The organism is Mycobacterium sp. B14F4 (assembly GCF_039871645.1).
Taxonomy (GTDB): Bacteria; Actinomycetota; Actinomycetes; order Mycobacteriales; family Mycobacteriaceae; genus Mycobacterium.
In genome coordinates, this window is the sequence record NZ_JBDPMF010000003.1 from 422,264 (window position 1) to 443,039 (window position 20,776).

The following is a 20,776-nucleotide window of genomic DNA, read 5'->3' on the forward strand; positions in this document are numbered from 1 at the left end:
TCAGCTCGTCGAGATCGCTCGGAGACGGTCGGCGGGGGCAGCGTCAGCCGTCCGCGACGGCCACCAGTTCGCCCGACCGACCAGCGCAGCGATGGCGGGCACCGTGATGGTACGCACCACGAAGGTGTCCAGCAGGATCCCCACCCCGATCACGAAACCGCCCTGGACCACGATGCCGATGCTCGAGAACAACAGCCCGCCCATGGAGGCGGCGAAGATCAGCCCCGCGGCGGTGATCACGCCACCCGTGGAACCCAGGGTCCGGATGACGCCGTAACGCACGCTGCGCGGAGATTCGTCCTGCAGTCGCGACACGAAGAGCATGTTGTAGTCGGCGCCCACGGCGACCAACACCACGAAGGCCAATGGCGGCACGCTCCAATGCAATTCCTCACCGAGGATCAGTTGGAACGTCAGAACGCCGATACCGATGGCCGCGAAGTAGGAGATCACCACGGAACCGACCAGGTACAGGGGTGCGATGACCGCACGCAGCAGCACCATCAAGATCAACAGCACCACGATGAGGGTCGCGGCGATGATGAACCGGATGTCCTGCTGGTAGTAGTCCCGCGTGTCGCGGAGCGCGACCGGGAACCCGCCCATCGAGATCGTCGCGTCGGCCAGCGTGGTGTTCGGCTGGGCGCCGCGGGCGACGTCAGAGATCTCACCGACCTGATCCATCGCCTCGCTGCTGAACGGGTTGAGCTTCGTCTGCACCAGGTATCGCACCGAGCGGCCGTCCGGCGAGATGTAGGCCTCACCCGCCTTCTGGAAGTCCGGCAGGTTGAACACTTCGGCCGGAATGTTGAACCCCGCCTGCGACGGGTCCGCGGCGTCGTCCCTCATCGTCAGCAGGAACGTCGACGCCTCGTTGAGCCCGGCGGCGATCACCTTGACCTGATTGACGAGTTCATCCACCCCGCCTGCCACTTCTCGGCTTCCGTTGGCCAGGCGGTTGGCGCCTTGCTGCAGTTCGGCCAGGCCCGCCTGCGGGCCACCGGGCCGGTCGAGGCCCATCGCGTTGACCGCCTTGGTCACGTTCGACATCGCGGAGTTGAGCTTGGCCACCGCCTCGTTGAGGGTCTGCCTGTCTTCGACGCCCTGGAGTTCCTGTGCCAGACCGTTGATCTCGTCGAGGCTCCCGTCGTCCCGCGCGGCGACGAGCCGCTGGAACTGCAAGCGGGTGTCGACGCAGGAGGGGTTGGCGTCGCAGACCGCATTGCCCTGAAGCGCCGCGAGAACCGGGCCGATCCAGGCGAACATGTCCTTGACGGCGCGGAAGTTCACGCCCATGGAGTTGCCGAGCGCGTTGATACTGGCGACGAGCTTGGCCGCGGTTTCGACGTCGCGCACCAGCTTGTCGCCGCCGTACTCGGTGCGCACCGACGAGAACGTGTCGACCAGATCCTGGATGCTGGGCGCGATCGTGTTGATCTGACCGCGCACGTCGGCGAGGCTCTCCGCCAGCGTGGTGGCCCCGTCGGTCAACCGATTGAGGTCGCCGGTGCGTTGACCGATCTGGGCGGAGCCGTCGGCCAGCCGGGTACCGACGATGCCCGCCTGGTAGGTGGCCCGGAACTCGGGTGGTACCTCGCCGAGGGGCCGGGTGATGCCGCTGACCAGACCGACGTCCGGCAGCTGCGCGACGCGCGAGGCCATCTGCTCCAGGTCGGCGAGGGCCCGCGGCGTGCGCAAATCGTGCGGCGACTGCACCAGGATGTATTCGGGGATGGACCGGCTGACCGGGAAATGGCGCTCCAGCGCGGCGTACCCGACCGAACTCGGCGCCGACGCCGGGACGACCTTGCGATCGTCGTAGTTGTAGCGCGCGAAGACCGCGATACCGGCCAGCAGCGCCAACACGAGCAGGCTGCCGACGAGATGGGGCACCGGCCGGCGCACGATGCGCACACCGGAACGCCTCCAGAACCGGGCGGTCAGCTCGCGCCGCGGTTTGACCCAGCCGCGCGGTCCGGCGAGCACCAGAATCGCCGGGAGCAGGGTCACTCCGGCGAGGAAAGCGATGCCGATGCCGATCGCCGACGACACCCCGACTGTCTTGAACACGCCCATCTTCGCGAAGCTCAGCAGCAGGAACGTCAGGCCGACCGTGGCGGCGGATGCGGTGATGACCTTGCCGATCGAGATCATCGCCGCCTTGACCGCATGGTCGTAACCGTCGCCCGACCGCAGATAGTCGTGATAGCGGCTGATCAGGAAGACCGCGTAATCCGTTCCGGCCCCGGCCATGATCGCGCTCAGGAACACGATGGACTGATTCGAGACACCCGCACCGGTCAGCGCGGAGTATCCGGCCACCACGGCCTGCGCGATCAGCAGCGACGATCCGATCGTGACCAACGGCAGCAGCATCGTCACCGCGCTGCGGTACACCAGCAACAGCACGGCGAGAACCAGCACGGCGATCGCGATCTCGATGGGCAGCCGATCCTGTTCGCCGGCGACGGTGAGATCCGCGACGGTGGCCGCGGGGCCGGTGACATGCACCGTCAGCGAGCCGTCGGTCGCGGGGACGTGGTGTCTGACGATGTCGGCGACCCGGTTGAACGACTCGTAGGCGCGCGGCGTGCCCAGCTCACCCTCGAGGCTGACCGGCAGCACCCAGGTCGTCTTGTCCTCGCTCGTCAGGAACGGCCGCAGTTGGGGGGTGCTGACGAAATCCTGCACCGAGACGACATCGGTGACGTCGTCGTGCACGGCGTCCACGAGCTTGCGGTAGGTGGCCTCGTCGGCGGGCGTGAGCCCGTCTTCGTTGATGAGCGCGATGACGAGGAGATTGTCCGAACCCGGTTCCTGGAAGGCTCGGGCCATCTTCTCGGCGGTGACACTCGACGGCGCATCGCCCGGCAGGATCTCGAGCGGATGCTTCTGCGCCATCTCGCCGAGCGACGGAAACGACAACGGCAGGGCGATCACCATCGCGACCCAAACCCCGATCACCGCCCAGGGCCACCGCACCACGACATCGGCTAGCCGGCGCATATCGCCCTCACCCGTACTACCCCCACGCTATGCGACGAGCCCCCAGTGCCCGCTGTCGGCGACCAGCACGGAAACCGACTTCATCGCCTTCATGTAGCGCGACACCGACTTCCTGGCGACCGGATTCTCCGGATGCATGATCGCCATCACCGTGCCTTCGCCGTATCGGAATATGTAGATCGTCAGTTGGTAGGAATACCGGCCGTCGGGGTAAATCCCGATATTGTCCGCGAGGCCCAGATCGGCGGCGGCGAGAACGGCGTTGAGCGGAGCGGCGCCGGCGTGAAAGAAATTCGACACCGGAAAATTCGGCCGCGGCCAGCTCAGCCAGGGCGCCAACTCCAGCACGCGGTAATACGGCACCTTGGCCATGTTCAGGTTCGAGTCGAACGACGCCTGCGCCGCCCAGGCGGCATCGCCGAACGAGGCCGCGCCGATCGGCACGGTGATCGGAACGAGGCCGGTGAACCACCCCTGCGTCATGAAGTTGTCCGTCGCGGCGCGGGAATCCCTCGGGGTCAGCCCGTGGTACGTGAGAGCTCCCGTCAGCTCGTGCTCCACCTGGGCGAGGCAGGCGAACAAACCGCCGACGAAGCGGGCACCGGCCGCCGCGCAGGCCGCTTCGAATCGTTCCGTCTGAGCGGGGTCCATCAAGACCTCAGAGGTCATGCCACTACTGGTCGAATCCAGCGGATTGCCCAGCGGAAGCGGAAATTCGGGAAAACCGCCGCCGCTGCTCTCGGCGAATTCGATCCAGGCCCGCACTTCGGGCGAATCCACGGTCAATTCCGATGTGCGTTCGCGCTCGCGGACACAGAAATCGTCGAAGCTGCCGGCATCGGGAAGCGCGAGGGCCTCGCCGCCACCGCTCAACGCCGAATACATTCCGTTCGCTTCCAGCATTGTCGTGCCGATCAATGTCGCGTCCCCGTGGACGTGATCCATGGCGGCGAAGAACGTGAAGTGGCCGTCGTTCTGGATTATTCCGAAGGTGAAGCAGCCCCACTCCAACGGACTGGGGATGGCCACGACATGAGCGCGTATCCGCTCGACGCTCATGTCGCCGTGATCGACCGGCACGAATTCGATGTCGGAGGGGTCATCGATGGCATGCCGGACGAACTCTCCGGCACCGGTGTGTTCGAACCAGCTGCGGAACGTGTCGTGCCGTCGTAGATATGCGTTCACGGCGTGGTCCATGGCCGCGATATCGCACTGACCGGGCACCTCACAGCTGGCGATGATCTGCCGGGAGAAATTCAGTCCCGCGGCGCTGCGCTCGCAGTAATTCCGCAGATGCTGGCGCTGCATGTAGCTGACCGGCACCGGACTGACCTGCGCTTGTCGCGCCCGTTCGGCAGCGGCGGCGGTCGGATGCCAGGAGGTGACAGAGCCCGGATTCAGCGACCATTCATCGAGTGCGCCCACCGTGATCTTGCCGATGCGCAAACTTGGTCCTCCCCGTCCAACCCGCTGAGGCGGCTCCGGATCCGGTATCTGCCGTTGCCGGATCAACATACTCCGGCTTCTTGCGCAGCCGCTCGGCGCCGGTCGAACCCCGGGTAGCGGCAACGCGCGTAGCGCAGGTCCTTCTGCCATAGTGTGCGTCGGGGAATTATTTCCGGGCGCAACATGTCTCCCGCATGTCATCTGACCGCCGGTGCAAGGGAGGACAACAACGGCATGGGATCCGCCGCACATCCGAACGAGCCGGCCACTCGCTATGCAATCGTCGGCTACGCGGCGAGATTTCCAGGCGCCCGGGACGCCGATGAGTTCTGGGACCTGCTGCGCGAGGGGCGCGACGCGATATCGGAGGTGCCCGGGGACCGCTGGAATGCCGACGAATTCTTCGACCCGGAACCTGGTACACCCGGCAAGGTCGTGACCCGTCGTGCCGGTTTCGTCGAGGAGGCGACGGGATTCGACGCGCCGTTCTTCGGTATGTCGACGCGCGAGGCCAGGCTGATGGACCCGCAGCACCGGCTCCTGCTGGAGACGGCGTGGCGAGCGGTCGAACATTCGGGCACCGCGCCCACGGCGCTGGCCAACACCAACACCGGCGTGTTCGTGGGGTTGGCCACCCACGACTACCTGGGAATGGTCTCCGACGAGCTGACGTATCCCGAGATCGAGGCCTACATGGCCATCGGGACGTCGAATGCCGCAGCTGCGGGCCGGATCAGCTATCGGTTGGGGTTGCAGGGTCCAGCGGTCGCCGTCGACACGGCGTGCAGCTCGTCGCTGGTGGCAATCCATCAGGCGTGCCAGGCGCTCCGCTTGGGGGAGTGCGACCTCGCGCTGGCCGGCGGTGCGAATGTCCTGCTCACACCGGCGACCATGATCACGTTCTCCAGCGCGCGCATGCTCGCGCCCGACGGCCGGTGCAAGACGTTCGACGCGGCCGCGGACGGCTACGTGCGCGGCGAGGGCTGCGGCGTCATCGTCATCAAGCGCCTCGAGGACGCGATTCGCGACGGTGACCGGATCCGGGCCGTGATCCGCGGCAGTGCGGTCAACCAGGACGGCGCATCCGGCGGGTTGACCGTGCCGAACGGCGTGGCCCAGCAACGGGTTATCGCCGATGCGCTGATGCGCGCCGACGTCGAACCCGGCGCGGTCGGATATCTCGAAGCGCACGGCACCGGGACATCGCTGGGCGACCCGATCGAGGCCCAGGCCGCAGGCGCGGTGTTCGGCGCCGGAAGAGCACCCGACCAACCGCTGCTGATCGGCTCGGCGAAGACGAACATCGGTCACCTGGAAGCGGCCGCGGGGATCGCGGGCGTCATCAAGGTCATCCTGTCGCTCGAGCACGAGGCCCTGCCGAAGCACCTCAACTTCGAGAACCCATCGCCGCACATTCCCTGGGACCGGCTCCCGATAGAGGTGGTGAAGGAGACCCTGCCCTGGGAGCGCAACGGCCGTCCCCGGATCGCAGGGGTGAGCTCGTTCGGGTTCGCCGGGACCAACGCGCACGTCATCCTCGAAGAAGCGCCCGCCCAAGCACCGCAACCCGAGGCGAGTCCGATCGAACAGCGGCAGTTCAGTCTGCTGCCACTCTCGGCGCGGACACCTGCCGCCCTGGTCCAGCTCGCCGACCGGTACCGCGGCTGGTTGACCGCGCACCCGGACGCCACCTTGGCCGACGTCTGCTTCACCGCAGGCGCGGCGCGGGCGCACCTCGAGCACCGGGCCGCCCTGGTGGCCGATTCGAAGGAGTCGGCCGTCGAACTGCTCGCCGCCCTCGCGGACGATCGCCCGGCCCCCGGCCTGGTTCGCGGCGAATCCCACGACACACCGAAGACGGCGTGGCTGTTCACCGGCCAGGGCAGCCAGTACGCCGGCATGGCCCAGGAGCTGTTCGAGACCGAGCCGGTGTTCGCCGAGACGATGAAGCGGTGCGCGGCTGCGGTCGCCGATGTTCTCGAAAAGCCCTTGCTCGACGTGATCTTCGATGTGGACGACCCCGAAGGCGAAGAGACCTTGCGGCAGACCCGCTACGCGCAGCCCGCGTTGTTCGCGGTCGAGATGGGCCTGGCCCGCCTCTGGCAGTCGTGGGGCTTCGAGCCCGACGTGGTGCTGGGCCACAGCGTCGGCCAGTACTCGGCGGCCTGCGTCGCGGGAGTGTTCGGACTCGCGGACGGCGCTCGGCTGATGGCCGAACGTGGCCGCCTCTTCGGCAGCCTGCCTGCGGGCGGCCGGATGGTTGCGGTGTTCACCGCCGCCGAGCGTGCCGAGAACCTAACCGATGGGTTCCCGAGCCTGTCGGTCGCCGCCTACAACGGGGCCAACACCGTATTGTCCGGACCCGCAGAGGATCTGGAGAGGGCGGTGGCTGCATTGGCGGCCGACGGTGTCCGCTGTGACTGGCTCGACACCAGTCACGCGTTCCACTCGGCGCTGCTGGACCCGATTCTCGACGATTTCGAGTCGTATGCGCAGCAGTTCGATTTCCGTGCACCACAACGTATCTTGATTGACAACCGCACCGGCGCCGCGCTCGGGAGAAGCGTGCAGCTCGATGGCGCATACTGGCGTCGTCACGCACGCCAGCCGGTGGAGTTCGCCAAGAGCGTGCGCACCCTTGCCGAACTGAACTGCAGGGTGCTGCTGGAGATCGGCCCGCGACCGGTGCTCACCGCGGCGGCGCTGGGGGCGTGGCCCGACCCGGCCACCGCGCCGCGCGCGATCGCATCGATGCGGCGTAACACCGCCGATCACCGGCAGATCACCGAAGCCGTTGCCGACGCCTATGTTCTGGGGCACCTGCCCGAGTTCGAGGCGTTTCGGCACGCCGGCGCGCGAAAGCTCGACCTGCCGCCCTATCCGTTCGAGCATCGCGAGTACTGGTTCCGGGACAACCGGGTGGAGCACCCGACCGAGAACCGGGATGACGACCGGGGCCCGCGTACCGAGGCCGTCCGCCTCCTCGAGGACGGCCGGATCGCGGAGCTCGCGGCCCTCCTCGAGGGGGTGAGCGACGACGAGCAGACCCGCAATGTGCTGACCAAGCTCGCGGCACAACACAACCAGCAGCGTACGACTCGCTCCATCGCGGACGACCGCTACGAGATCCGCTGGGAGAAGACCACCGCTGCACCTGCCGGCGCGGATGCCGGCGCGGGATCCACCTGGATCCTCGTCGGCGACGACACCGATCCGGTCCGATCTCTGATCGACGTGCTGGATGCACGCGGCCACCGGCACCGGATCATCGGGTTGCCGGTGAACGACGCGGACGAGGCAGAGCTCGCCGATGCGATACGCACTGCGGCAGAAGATGATTCGGTGCTGCGCATCGTAAATGTCGCGGCCCTCGAGGGATCCGCACCGTCGATGCAGTCGCTGCTGCGGATGCAACACCGAGTCCTGGGCGCGACACGGCGGCTGTTCCGCGCCGCGTCGGCCGCCGAGGTGCGGGTCCCCATCTGGATGGTGACCCGTGGCGCACAGCGCATCACCGACTCGGACCCCGTTGCGCCGGAACAGAGTTGCCTGTGGGGATTCGGCCGTGCCGCGTCGCTGGAGCTTCCGCAGGTGTGGGGCGGACTGGCGGATCTGGCCGAAGGCACCGCCGACGAGTGGTCTCGGTTCATCGACGAGATCACCGCGCCGCGCGGCCCCGACATCACCGAGGACCAGATCGCGCTGCGCGGCGGGGCGGTCTACGTCCCCCGGCTCACTCGGCGTGCCGGGCAGCCCAGTGTTGCACCGCTGGAACTGCGCTCTGACGCAACGTATCTGGTGACCGGCGGGCTGGGATCGATAGGACTGGAGATCGCCGGACAGCTGGCCGAAAACGGCGCCGGCCATCTGGTGCTGACCAGCAGGCGCGCGCCGAGCGACACCGCCCAGCAACGCATCGACGCGCTGGGCGAACGGCACGGTTGCGAAATTCGCGTCATCTCCGCCGACATCGCCGATGCGCACGACGTCGCACGCTTGTTGGCGGGCATGCAGGCCGAGCTACCGCCCCTGGCCGGCATCGTCCATGCTGCCGGCGAGATCGGCACCACACCGCTGGCCAGCCTGGACGACGCCGACGTGGACCGCGTCTTCGCTGGAAAGGTCTGGGGTGCCTGGCATCTGAGCGAGGCGGCCGCCGACCTGGCGCTCGACTTCTTCGTCAGTACCTCGTCGATCGCCTCGGTCTGGGGCGGATTCGGTCAGAGCGCCTACGGCGCGGCGAACGCGTTCCTCGACGGGCTGGCCTGGCGCTTGCGCGAGCAGGGCATTCCCGCGATCAGCGTCAACTTCGGTCCCTGGTCGGCGGGAATGGCCGACGCGGAGGCCCGTGCGCGGCTGGACCAGCGCGGAGTCCGGGCGTTGGCACCCGCCGATGCGCTCGCGGGTCTGGCCGATGCCATGTCCGCTTCTGAGGCACTGGGCGCCGGGCAGGCAGTGGTGGCCCGGATCGACTGGGCCCGCTTCCTCCCGCTCTACCAGCAGGCGGGCAGGCGTGCATTCCTGACGGAATTGGAACGCGAGGTGCCCGCCCAGTCGGCGTCGGCGGCGTCCGCTGCGACGCCGTCCGGGAAGACCCAGCTGGTGGAGCGGCTCGCAGGAGCTCCGCTGCAGCAGCGCAAGCGGCTTCTCACCGGCTACTTGCGCGACGCCGTGGCAGAGGTGACGCGCGTGGACGCCGCGGAGATCCGCGAGGACGCCGGGTTCTTCGACCTCGGCATGGATTCGCTGATGGCCGTCGAGCTGCGGCGCCGTATCGAGCAGGGAGTGGGCAAGGAGATTCCCGTCACCCTGGTGATGGATCACCCCCGGCTGTCCGACGCGGCCGACTACCTGCTCGGCGAGGTGCTCGGGCTGGCCGAGCAGGCCACCTCCGGGAGACAGCCGGCCATGGCGGCGACGATGCGCACGGACGAACCGATCGCGATCGTCGCGGTGTCGTGCCGCTTCCCCGGCGCGCCCGACCCGGAAGCATTCTGGGAGCTGCTGTCCGGCGGGGTCGACGCGATCCGGGAAGTCCCGGAGGACCGGTTCGACATCGACGAGTTCTACGACCCGGACCCGGAGACCCCGGGGAAGACCTACACGCGTTACGGCGGATTCCTCGACGAGATCGACGGATTCGATCCCGAGTTCTTCGGCATCTCCCCGCGCGAGGCCGTCTGGATCGAGCCGCAGCAACGGCTGATGCTCGAAACGGTCTGGGAAGGTCTCGAACGGGCTGGTTACGCGCCATCCGCGCTGCGCGGCAGCCGAACCGGCATCTTCGCCGGGGTGGCCGCCAACGAGTATGCGCACCTGTTGTCGTCGCAGTCGGTCGACAAGATCGAGCCCTACTTCATCACCGGCAATGCCCTCAACGCCATCGCCGGCCGGGTCGCCTTCGCCCTCGGACTCGAAGGACCCGCGGTGGCGGTCGACACCGCATGCAGCTCGGCGCTGGTGGCCGTTCATCAGGCCTGTCTGGCGTTGCGCACCGGGGACTGCGACATGGCGCTGGCCGGCGGGGTGAACGTGCTGCTGAGCCCGGTGACGGTGATCGCCGCTTCGCGCGCCAGGATGCTCTCCCCCGTCGGGCGATGCAAGACCTTCGACGCCTCCGCCGACGGCTACGTGCGCAGCGAAGGCTGCGGCATCCTGGTACTCAAGAGGCAGAGCGACGCGGTACGCGACGGCGACCGAATCCTGGCCGTCATTCCCGGCAGCGCAGTCAACCAGGACGGCGCCTCCAGCGGTTTGACGGTGCCCAATGGCGGTGCGCAGCAACGGCTTATCGAGGCCGCCCTGGCCCGCGCCGGTCTGACCGGTGGGGATGTCGACTACCTCGAGGCGCACGGAACGGGCACCCCGCTGGGCGATCCGATCGAGGTCCAGGCGGCCGCAGCCGCCTACGACGACTCGCGTGACGCGGACCGACCGCTGCTGATGGGATCGGTGAAGACCAACATCGGTCACACCGAATCGGCCTCCGGGGCAGCAGGTCTGATCAAGGTCGTGTTGTCGCTGCAGCACGAGCTGCTGCCGCAGAGCCTGCACTTCGACACGCCGTCGCCGCACATTCCGTGGGACTCGCTGCCGGTGCAGGTCGTGGACAAGGCGGTTCCGTGGCGCGCCAACGGCAGGCCCCGGCGCGCCGGCGTGAGCTCCTTCGGGTTCACCGGCACCAACGCCCACATCCTGATCGAAGAGGCGCCGTCGGCGATCGCCGGTGAGGAACCGGACACCGATGCGCGGCCCGTCCATGTGCTTCCGCTGTCCGCGCGATCACCGGAAGCGCTGGTGGCCTTGGCGCAGCGCTATGACTCCTGGCTGAGCGTGCACCCCGATGCCGACCTCGCCGACGTGTGCCTCACCGCCGGGACGGGCCGTTCGCATTTCGAGCATCGCGCCGCGATGGTCGTGGATTCGGTCGAGGGGGCCCGTCAGGGTCTGGCCGACCTCGTCCAGAACCGCACCCGCCCCGGTGTCGTGCGTGGCGAGCACACGCACCACCCGACGACGGCGTGGTTGTTCACCGGGCAGGGCAGCCAGTATCCGGGGATGGCGCGTGAGTTGTTCGACGCTGAGCCGGTTTTCGCCGAGACCGTCACGCGGTGCGCGGACGCGGTCAAGGACATCGTGGCGCACCCGTTGCTGGAGGTGCTGTTCGCCGGCGATCGGGAGACCGGAGAACGGTTGCGGCACACGTCGTTTGCGCAGCCGGCGCTGTTCGCCGTCGAGATGGGTCTGGCCCGGCTGTGGCAGTCGTGGGGCATAGAACCCGACGTGGTGCTGGGGCACAGCGTGGGCCAGTACGCGGCGGCATGTGTGGCCGGCGTCTTCAGCCTCGAGGACGGCGCACGGCTGATGGCCGAACGCGGCCGGCTGTTCGGCAGCCTGCCCGAAGGCGGGCGGATGGTGGCGATCTTCGCCGACGCCAAGCACGTCGAGCAGATCGCCGGCGAGTCCCCGCGAGTGTCGGTCGGCGCCTACAACGGACCCAACACCGTGCTGTCGGGTCCTGGGGAGGATCTGGAGCAGATCGTCGGCCGACTGGCTAACGAGGGGATCCGCTGCACCTGGCTGGAGACCAGCCACGCCTTCCACTCGGAACTGCTCGACCCGGTGCTCGACGAGTTCGAGTCGTACGCAGCACAGGTCGAAATCGCTGCCCCGACCTTGCCGCTGGTTTGCAACCGCACCGGCGCCGTGCTCACCGCCCAGTCACCGCTCGACGCGCACTATTGGCGGCGGCATTCCCGTCAGCCGGTGCAATTCGCCGAAAGTGTGCGCACGGTGGCGGCGCTGGGCTGCTCGGTGCTGATGGAGATCGGTCCGCAACCGGTGTTGACGGGCGCCGCGGTGCAGGTCTGGCCGGAGCACGTGGCCGCGCCGCGGGCGATCGTGTCGCTGCGCAGGGGTGTCGGCGACCGGCGCCAGATCGCCGATGCGCTGGCCGCGGCCTACGTAGGCGGCCACCGACCCGATTTCGCTGCGCCGCAGCGCCGTCCGCGTCGCACTCTCGAACTGCCGACATATCCCTTCCAGCGCCGGCGCTTCTGGCCGAGGACGGCAGGCATGGCCGTGGAAGGAGGTGTGGGTGCCGCTGTCTCCGGGATCCTGGGTAGCGCGAAGGACCTCGCCTCCGGCGACACCGTCTACACCAGCAGGCTGTCGGTGAAGTCGCAGCCTTGGCTGTGCGACCACGTCATCTACGGCACCGTTGTCGTACCCGGGGCGACGTATGCCGCGATGGCGCTGGCCGCGGTCGGTCCGCCGGCGCGGGTGAAGGACGTCTTCTTCTACGAGCCGATCATTCTGCCCGAGAAGAGTTCCCGCGAGGTGCAGCTGACGTTGCATCCACGGGAGAGCGAGGGCGAGTGGGGTTTTCAGGTACACAGCCGGCCGTACGGGGAACGGGGCGCCGACTGGTCGCTGAACGCCGACGGCACCGTGGTCAGCGGTGTCAGCAGCGGCACCGATCCTGACGAACCGGCACCGCAGGAAGATCCGGTCGACGAGGCGATCGAGCGGTGCAACCGGATGCGCCCACAGGAGTTGTTCGAGACCTTCGCCGATATGGAGCTGGCATGGGGGCCGACCTGGTCCGGCTCCCTGAAGTCGCTGTGGCTCGGCGAGGGTGAGGCGATCGGCGACGTCGTCGTCGGCGAAGAACTCGCCGAACACCTCGGAAGCGAACCGATGCACCCGGTGCTGATGGACCTGTGCACCGGCGTCGCCTTCCCGGCGTTCCCGGCACTCCTCGCGGCCGAACAGGGCGTGAGCGATCTGTTCCTGCCGTTGCGGTACGGCCAAGTGACGCTGCGCGAGCGGATGCCTCGACGGTTCTACTGCCGCGCGAGGTGGCACAGCAGCGAGCTGACGAGCGAAACCCAAACGTTCGACCTCGATTTCGTCAGCCGGGATGGCCGCCACCTCGGCGGCATTCGCGAGTTCACGGTCAAACGCGCACCCCGTGAGGCCCTGCTGCGCGGCCTCGGCGGGGATGCCACCCGGCTGCTCTACACCCTGGGCTGGCACGAGGTGCCGCTGCCGGCGTCGAGCGGTGACGCCGGGGCCGCCGGTAACGGCACCTGGCTGATCGCCGGATTCGACGAGTTGGCCGCCGCCGTGCCGGGTTGCATCCCGTTCGACCGGAACGCCGATACGGAGCCGTTGGGACAGCTGTTGGCCGACGCCCACGAGCGCGGCCTGCCGTTCTCCGGCGTCGTCTGGCGCGCGGCAGCGCCGAGCGCACATGAGGCAGGCGCCGACGTCGCCGCGCGGGTCGAAGCCGAAATCGCCAACCTGCTCGGCGCCGTGCACGCCGTGCAACGCGGCGTGCAGAACGGCACCGTGAAACTTCCGAATGGTCTCTGGATCGTCACCGAGGGAGCCGTGGCCACCGAGTCCGGGGAGCCGGTCGACCCGGGCCAGGCGGCGCTGTGGGGATTCGGGCGCACCACGATCAACGAGGAACCGGCACTGCGCTGCAGGCTGGTCGACTGCGACGGTTCGCCAGAGGCTGTGCAGGCGCTGGCCGATCTGCTGGCCACCCCCGTCGAGGAACCCGAACTGGCTCTGCGCCAAGGAAAGCTGCTGGCCTCACGGTTGCTGCCATGGGCACGCAGCGGTCATCTGACGGTGCCGCGCGGAGGCGACTACGTCCTGGCGCCCACCGAACGCGGAGCGATCGACAACCTGCGTCTGACCGAGGCGGACGTGCCGGCGCCGGACGAGGGTTACGTGCAGGTCCGGGTGGAGGCCGCGGGTCTGAATTTCCGGGATGTGCTCAACGTCCTCGGCCTCTACCCGGGCGACCCCGGACCGATCGGCGGGGACTTCGCCGGCGTCGTCACACAACTGGGCGGCGGTGTCAGCGGACTCGAGGTGGGTCAGCGCGTCTACGGCTTCATGCAGGGCGCGTTCTCCAGCCGGTTCAACGTGCCTGCGCAGTTGGTGGCCCCGGTGCCCGACGGGCTGAGCCCGGTAGCCGCGGCCACCATTCCCGCGGCCGCGCTCACCGCCCGGCTCGCGTTCGACTGGGCGCAGTTGCAACCCGGTGATCGCGTGCTCATCCACGCCGCCAGCGGCGGCGTCGGACTGGCCGCCATCCAGATGGCGCAGCAGCACGGCGCCGTCGTCTTCGCGACCGCCAGCACCTACAAGCGCGCGACGCTGCACAGGATGGGCGTCAAGTACGTCTACGATTCGCGCACTACGGATTTCGCCGACCAGATCCTCGCGGACACCGACGGCGCCGGCGTGGACGTGGTGCTCAACAGCCTGACCAACGAGGGGTTCGTCGAAGCGACGGTCCGGGCCACCGCCCAGAACGGCCGGTTCGCCGAGATCGCCAAGCGTGACATCTGGACTCATGAGCAGATGGCGGCGGCCCGTCCCGACATCGCCTACGAGATCGTCGCGCTGGACACGGTGACCCTCTGCGAGCCCGAGCGCATTCGTGGCTTGCTGGGTGAAGTGTCGGACGGGCTGGGCACGGGCGAGTGGGCACCGCTGCCCGCCGAGATCTACCCGCTGACCGAGGCGAGGGCCGCGTTCCGCCGCATGCAGCAGGCGCGGCACATCGGCAAGATCGTGCTGCAGATGCCCAATCCGCTGCAGCCGCGGCCCGATCGGAGCTATCTGATCACTGGTGGACTGGGTGCGATCGGTCTGCACACCGCGGCATATCTGGCGCAACTCGGCGCCGGTGACCTCGTTTTGACCAGCCGCCGTGCGCCGGATGCGGACGCGCAACGGGCCATCGAGGAGGTCGCCGAGCGCTACAAGTCCCGCATTCACGTGTTCAGAGCCGACGTCGGCGACGAGTCCGAAGTCGCGGCGCTGCTGGAGCGGATCCGCACGGAGTTGCCGCCGCTGGCCGGAGTTGCACATCTGGCCGGCGTGCTCGACGATGCGCTGCTCTCCCAGCAGAGCCTGGAACGGTTCCGAACCACACTGGCGCCCAAGGGATTCGGCGCCTACCATCTGGACCGCCTGACCAAGGACGACGAGCTGGACTTCTTCCTGGTGTCCTCCTCGGTGTCCAGCGTGTTCGGTTCACCCGGTCAGGCCAACTATGCGACGGCCAACGCGCTGCTCGACGGGCTCGTCGCGCAGAGACGAGCGCGCGGCCTGCCTGCCACCGGCGTCAACTTCGGTCCCTGGGCCGATGGCGGCATGGCCTCCTCGGAAGCCGCACGCAACAACCTCAATGCCCAGGGCCTGGTGCCCCTGGAGCCCTCGGCCGCATTGGGCGCGCTCGCCGAGGTCGTCGCGAACGGCGCCGGGCAGGCAACCGTCATCAAAGCCAACTGGCAGCGCGCCGCGAAGTTGTTGGGCGCTGCCCGTCCACCGATTCTCGACCTGGTGTTGCCGAGTGCGGCCGGGGAGGCAACCGGTGACAGTGAGTTGCTCCGGCAGCTGCAGGAGATTCCGGTGCCGCAGCGCGTCGGTTTCGTGACCGAGTTCCTGCAGCGCGAGGTGCAGAACTTCCTGCGACTGGCCCAACCGCCCGCCGCAACGAGCCGGTTCCTGGACCTGGGGACGGATTCACTGATGGCGATCGAACTCCGCAACCGGTTGCACAGTCAGTTCGGCGGCGCGTTCACGATCAACGCGACCGCGGTGTTCGACTATCCGACCATCGGCGGGCTCGCCGAGTATCTCGTGGGTCAGCTGCCCGACGCGGAAACGCCGGCAACCGACGCGCAGTCCGACTGACCGCCGGCGAACGCTCGGCTGTGTACAGCCCCTCCTGGGGAAATGCGTGCGAGGCCGTACAAGACTGTGCGCTCGCGCAGGAGAAACCTCAGTCGGCCCAGCGCGCCCGCTGCACCTCGGGTGCGAGCGCCGTCTGCAGTGGCACGTCGAGGCCGTCGTAGATGCCGGGCTTCTGGCGAGCCAGCCAGTCGAGCGCACCGAGCAGGCGGTTGGCCGCGGTCGTGTTGCCGCCGTCGGCCCTGGTGCCGCCGGGCACGTCGGCGCGTGTCGTGATCGTCAGCCGGGGGTCGCCGTCGACGATCACCCGATGGTCACCCACGCCCTCGTCGGGATACGGCCAGTCCGGCGCGCACGACACGTGGATGCGGGTGATGTGGTCGATGACTATGCGTTCGCGGCCACCCGACTTGCCGATGACCTTCAACCAGAACGCGCCCTGCGTGCCCTTCTCGAAGCGGCCCATCACGGTGTCGACGGACTCCTCGAGCGGGCGGCGCTCCACTTCCTCGGTGATCTCGTCGATCTCGATGCCCAGGCCGCGCCCGACGAGCCGGATGTTGCCGCCCCACACCATCGTCGGGACGGACGGCAGCAGCATCATCGGCACCTCCTCCATGGACCCCCCAAAACCGCAGCGCAGCCGCACCGCCTCGGGCTGGTTGTAGGTGGAGTAGTCGAAGATCTCCTGGCAGCGGATGGTCTTGATCCTGGTGCACAACCCCGCGGCGATGACCGCGAGCGCGTCGTTGCCCCAGCCGGGATCGACGCCGCTGACCAGCAGCGTGGCCGAACCCTCCTCGGCGGCGTGAGCGAGCCGGTCCACCCATTCCGGGGGTGCCGAGCGGGGGTCGTAGAGCGAATACAGCGACGGCGTCACGACGTGCTTGCCGGCGCGCAGGCAGCGCTCGATGTCGTCGACCGCCTCGTCGGGACGGATGTCGCCGGAGGCCATGTAGGCCACGGCGTCGCAGCCGGCCAGCGCGATATCGATGTCCGTGGTGGCCTCGACGCCGGTGGCCACGTCGAGCCCGGCGAACGAGGCCGCGTCGCGTCCGTGCTTGTCCGGCGACGACGTGATGACACCCGAGAGCTGTAGGCCCGGAAAGGCCACCGTCGACCGGATGGCCGTCGCCCCCATGTTCCCCGTCCCCCAGACCGCGACACGAAGCATCGGCACACCCTATCCGGCGTTGGCGTGACGATTCTCACAGCGGGGCGAAGCCGCTGCTCAGACGGGTGTCAACTGCAGATTTGGCTGGTCGACCAACCAGCCGGTCAGTGCGCCCGCGGAAATTGCTCGCGGCAGGTTTGAGTTGAAGTTACTGATGGGTATTATTCGAGACAGTTACTGGTGGGTAACTTATCCCGAGTACCCAACCACAAGTGGCTATCTCACCGAGGAGGAACTGTGAGCCACTATAAGAGCAACGTCCGTGACCAGGTATTCAACCTGTTCGAGGTCTTCGGCGTTGACAAGGCGCTCGGCGCGGGCGACTACGCCGATCTGGACGCCGACACCGCCAAGGAGATGCTCGCCGAGATGGCCCGCCTGGCCGAGGGGCCGATCGCGGAGTCGTTCGCCGATGGCGACCGCAACCCCCCGGTGTTCGATCCCAAGACCCACTCGGTGACGCTGCCCGAGTCGTTCAAGAAGTCCGTGCGCGCCGTCACCGACGGCGGCTGGGACCGGGTCGGCATCGAAGAGGAGCTCGGCGGTATGCCGATGCCCCGCGCGTTGGTGTGGGCGCTGCACGAGCACCTGCTCGGCGCCAACCCGGCCACCTGGATGTACGCCGGCGGCCCCGGGTTCGCCAGCATCTTCTACAAGCAGGCCACCGAGGAGCAGAAGAAGTGGGCCGTCCTCGCCGCGGAGCGCGGCTGGGGCGCCACCATGGTGCTCACCGAGCCCGATGCCGGCTCCGACGTCGGCGCGGGCCGCACCAAGGCCGTCAAGCAGGACGACGGCTCGTGGCACATCGACGGCGTGAAGCGCTTCATCACATCGGCCGACTCCGACGATCTCTTCGAGAACATCTTCCACCTGGTGCTGGCCCGCCCCGAGGGCGCCGGTCCGGGCACCAAGGGTCTGTCGCTGTTCTTCGTGCCGAAGTTCCTCTTCGACTTCGAGACCGGTGAGATCGGCGAGCGCAACGGCGTCTTCGTCACCAACGTCGAGCACAAGATGGGCCTGAAGGTCTCGGCCACCTGTGAGCTGACCTTCGGCCAGCACGGCGTGCCCGCCAAGGGCTGGCTGGTCGGCGAGGTGCACAACGGCATCGCGCAGATGTTCGACGTGATCGAGCAGGCGCGAATGATGGTGGGCACCAAGGCGATCGCCACGCTGTCGACCGGTTATCTCAACGCCCTCGAGTACGCCAAGGAGCGCGTGCAGGGCGCCGACATGACGCAGATGACCGACAAGACCGCGCCGCGCGTGACCATCACGCACCACCCCGACGTGCGTCGCTCGCTGATGACCCAGAAGGCCTACGCCGAGGGTCTGCGCGCGCTGTACCTCTACACCTCGACGTACCAGGACAAGGCGGTCGCCGAGGCCGTGCACGGTATCGACGGCGAGCTGTCGGTCCGGGTCAACGACCTGCTGCTGCCGATCGTCAAGGGTGTCGGCTCGGAGCAGGCTTATGCCAAGCTCACCGAGTCGCTGCAGACCTTCGGTGGGTCCGGCTTCCTGCAGGACTACCCGATCGAGCAGTACATCCGCGACGCCAAGATCGACTCGCTGTACGAGGGCACCACGGCCATCCAGGCGCAGGACTTCTTCTTCCGCAAGATCGTCCGCGACAAGGGCCAGGCGCTGGCGCACGTGGCGGGCCAGATCGAGCAGTTCGTCCGCAACGAGTCGGGCAACGGCCGGCTGAAGGCCGAGCGCGCCCTGCTGGCCACCGCGCTGGAGGACGTCCAGGGCATGGCCGCGACGCTGACCGGCTACCTGATGGCCGCGCAGGAGAACCCCGCCGAGCTGTACAAGGTGGGCCTCGGTTCCGTGCGCTTCCTGATGAACGTCGGCGACCTGGTCATCGGCTGGCTGCTGGCCCAGCAGGCCGCGGTGGCCATCGAGGCGCTCGACGGCGGTGTCACCGGTGAGGACAAGTCCTTCTACGAGGGCAAGGTCGCGGTCGCGTCGTTCTTCGCGAAGAACTTCCTGCCGCTGCTCACCAGCACCCGCAGTGTCGTCGAGAACCTCGACAACGAGGTGATGGAACTGGACGAGGCGGCGTTCTAAGCTTTCTCGCCGACCTCCGACCAAAACGCCCCCGGTCTCTTCCCGGGGGCGTTTTGCGTTTCTGCGTCACCCGCACCTCGCCGGCCGTTGGGCAAACTGGACGGATGATTCCGGCGTCGCGCGTCGTCGTCCTGAGTGTCTCGCTGCTCGCGACGACCCTGCTGACGCTGGTCCTGGGAATCACCGATCCGACGGCGTCCCGGTACTACCCGACGAAGTTCCTGGTGTGGAATCTGTTCCTCGCGTGGACTCCGATGTTCGTCGCCGCCGCGTTCGCAGCGGTGCGCCGACGTCTGTGGCTGCTGCCGTTGGGCCTGGGCTGGCTGGCGTTCCTGCCGAACGCGCCGTACCTGGTGACCGACCTGGTGCACCTCGGGGAGGGCTACGAACTCTGGCGTCACGTGCTGCAGTACGGATTCGCCGCCTGGACGGGCATCATCCTCGGGGTGGTGTCGATGCGACTGGTGCACGGGCGCATCGAACGCGACTTCGGCGCCGTGGCCGGGTGGTCGACGGTGGTCGTGTCGGTCGGGCTGTGTGCGGTCGGGGTGGTCATCGGCCGGTTTCAGCGCTGGAACTCCTGGGATCTGGTCACCCGGCCGGACGCCGTCGTCGAATCGACCTTGGAGTGGGTCCGGTCCCCGTTCGCCGACACCACGTCCACCGGAGTGGCGATCGCCGTCGCGGCGTTTTTCGGGCTGGCATACCTGACCGTCTGGTCGATTCAGGAATTCAAGTAAAGACCGGCCCCAGAACAAAAAGGGCGGGTTCGGGAGGACACCAGGTGCGTCACATTAGTCTCGCGCGGTCGGCTTTCAACCCTTGCCGACTCTTCGGATCAGTCACTCCCGAACCCGTCGTGCGATCGATCGTACGCCGGTGAACGGCGTCGCACCAGAGGTGATTTCGGCCGCTCAGGTCTGTTTCGTCAGCAGCAGCGCGCGGGTGCGCGCCCGGCCTTCCGGCGAGGAGTCGAAGACCGAGGCGGTGAACTCGTCCACGCACGCCGCGCTCAACTCGTCGAGACGCTCGGACACCGTCTGCTCATCCCCGATGATCGCCGCGTCCTCGGGTCCGGCGTACCCCTCGCGGTCCAGCATCGCCCGGTATGAGGGCAACGTTCCGTAGATCGCGAACTCCTCGGCGGCTTGTCGGCGCGCTCCGTCGACGTCGTCGGTCACACTGACCGGCAGCGAAGCCGCCACGCGCACATCGCTTTCGGCGCGGCCCGCCTCGGCCGCCGCCCCGCGCAGTGTCGGCACCACATGCTCAGCGAGTGTTCGGGGTCCGGTCATCCAGGTCAGCGTTCCCCTGGTGCGGCGGCCGGCCAGCCGAAGCATCTGCGGACCGAGCGCGGCGAGGTACACATCCGGCGCCGGCGCACCGGGAATCTGCAGCGAACCCCGCGTCGTCCAGAAGTCGCCCGACGCGTCGGCCGCCCGCCCGGCCAGCAGCGGCTGCAGGCCGTCGAGATACTCGCGCATCTGGCGCACGGGCTTGTCCCACGACGCACCCCAGACACCTTCGACGACCATCCGATGACTCATCCCGATACCGAGAGCGAAGCGCCCACCGCCGATCAGAGAGAGTGTGAGCGCACGCTGAGCCAATTGCATGGGGTGCTGCACCTGAATCGGGATGACACCCGACCCCACCTCGATGCCGTCGACCTCCCGCAGCGCAATCCCGAGCGCGATGGGGAGGTCGGCGTCGTAGGGCAGCTGGGCCATCCAGATCCTGCGGAAGCCCTCGTCGCGCAGCTTGGCGAGATTGCCGACCAGTGCGTCGACCGGCGAGGGACCTCCGACATTGAGTCCGACGATGCTCAGGCTGATCTGCATGCGTCCATCGAAG

7 protein-coding genes are annotated in these 20,776 nt (G+C 68.1%); 3 read left to right on the forward strand and 4 right to left on the reverse strand.

Going from position 1 to position 20,776, the window contains the following annotated elements; all coding sequences use genetic code 11:
- A complete protein-coding gene (locus tag ABGB19_RS11900) occupies window positions 1–3,006 on the reverse strand; it encodes an RND family transporter (protein ID WP_347686141.1) in 3,006 nt (1,001 codons plus the stop codon).
- A gap of 27 nt (window positions 3,007–3,033) precedes the next feature.
- Window positions 3,034–4,455 (reverse strand): condensation domain-containing protein, encoded by a 1,422-nt coding sequence (locus ABGB19_RS11905; RefSeq protein ID WP_347686142.1) that lies wholly within the window; start codon window positions 4,453–4,455, stop codon window positions 3,034–3,036.
- Between the two features lie 234 nt (window positions 4,456–4,689).
- On the opposite strand from ABGB19_RS11905, the gene ABGB19_RS11910 reads away from it, so the two are divergent.
- The gene (locus tag ABGB19_RS11910; protein WP_347686143.1) at window positions 4,690–15,678 is read left to right on the forward strand and encodes a type I polyketide synthase; all 10,989 of its coding nucleotides are present in this window, start codon (window positions 4,690–4,692) and stop codon (window positions 15,676–15,678) included.
- 88 nt (window positions 15,679–15,766) lie between these two features.
- Here the strand turns inward: ABGB19_RS11910 and ABGB19_RS11915 are convergent, their stop codons facing one another.
- Entirely contained in the window at window positions 15,767–16,849 is a 1,083-nt protein-coding gene (locus ABGB19_RS11915; RefSeq protein WP_347686144.1) for a dihydrodipicolinate reductase, read from the reverse strand.
- Window positions 16,850–17,086: 237 nt separating this feature from the next.
- Between ABGB19_RS11915 and ABGB19_RS11920 the strand changes: the two genes are divergently transcribed.
- Window positions 17,087–18,922, forward strand: a complete 1,836-nt coding sequence (locus ABGB19_RS11920) for an acyl-CoA dehydrogenase (protein ID WP_347686145.1) — start codon at window positions 17,087–17,089, stop codon at window positions 18,920–18,922.
- Window positions 18,923–19,029: 107 nt separating this feature from the next.
- Window positions 19,030–19,662, forward strand: a complete 633-nt coding sequence (locus tag ABGB19_RS11925) for a DUF1361 domain-containing protein (protein WP_347686246.1) — start codon at window positions 19,030–19,032, stop codon at window positions 19,660–19,662.
- A gap of 174 nt (window positions 19,663–19,836) precedes the next feature.
- Here the strand turns inward: ABGB19_RS11925 and ABGB19_RS11930 are convergent, their stop codons facing one another.
- The gene (locus ABGB19_RS11930; RefSeq protein ID WP_347686146.1) at window positions 19,837–20,763 is read right to left on the reverse strand and encodes a TIGR03564 family F420-dependent LLM class oxidoreductase; all 927 of its coding nucleotides are present in this window, start codon (window positions 20,761–20,763) and stop codon (window positions 19,837–19,839) included.
- Between the last annotated feature and the right edge of the window lie 13 nt (window positions 20,764–20,776).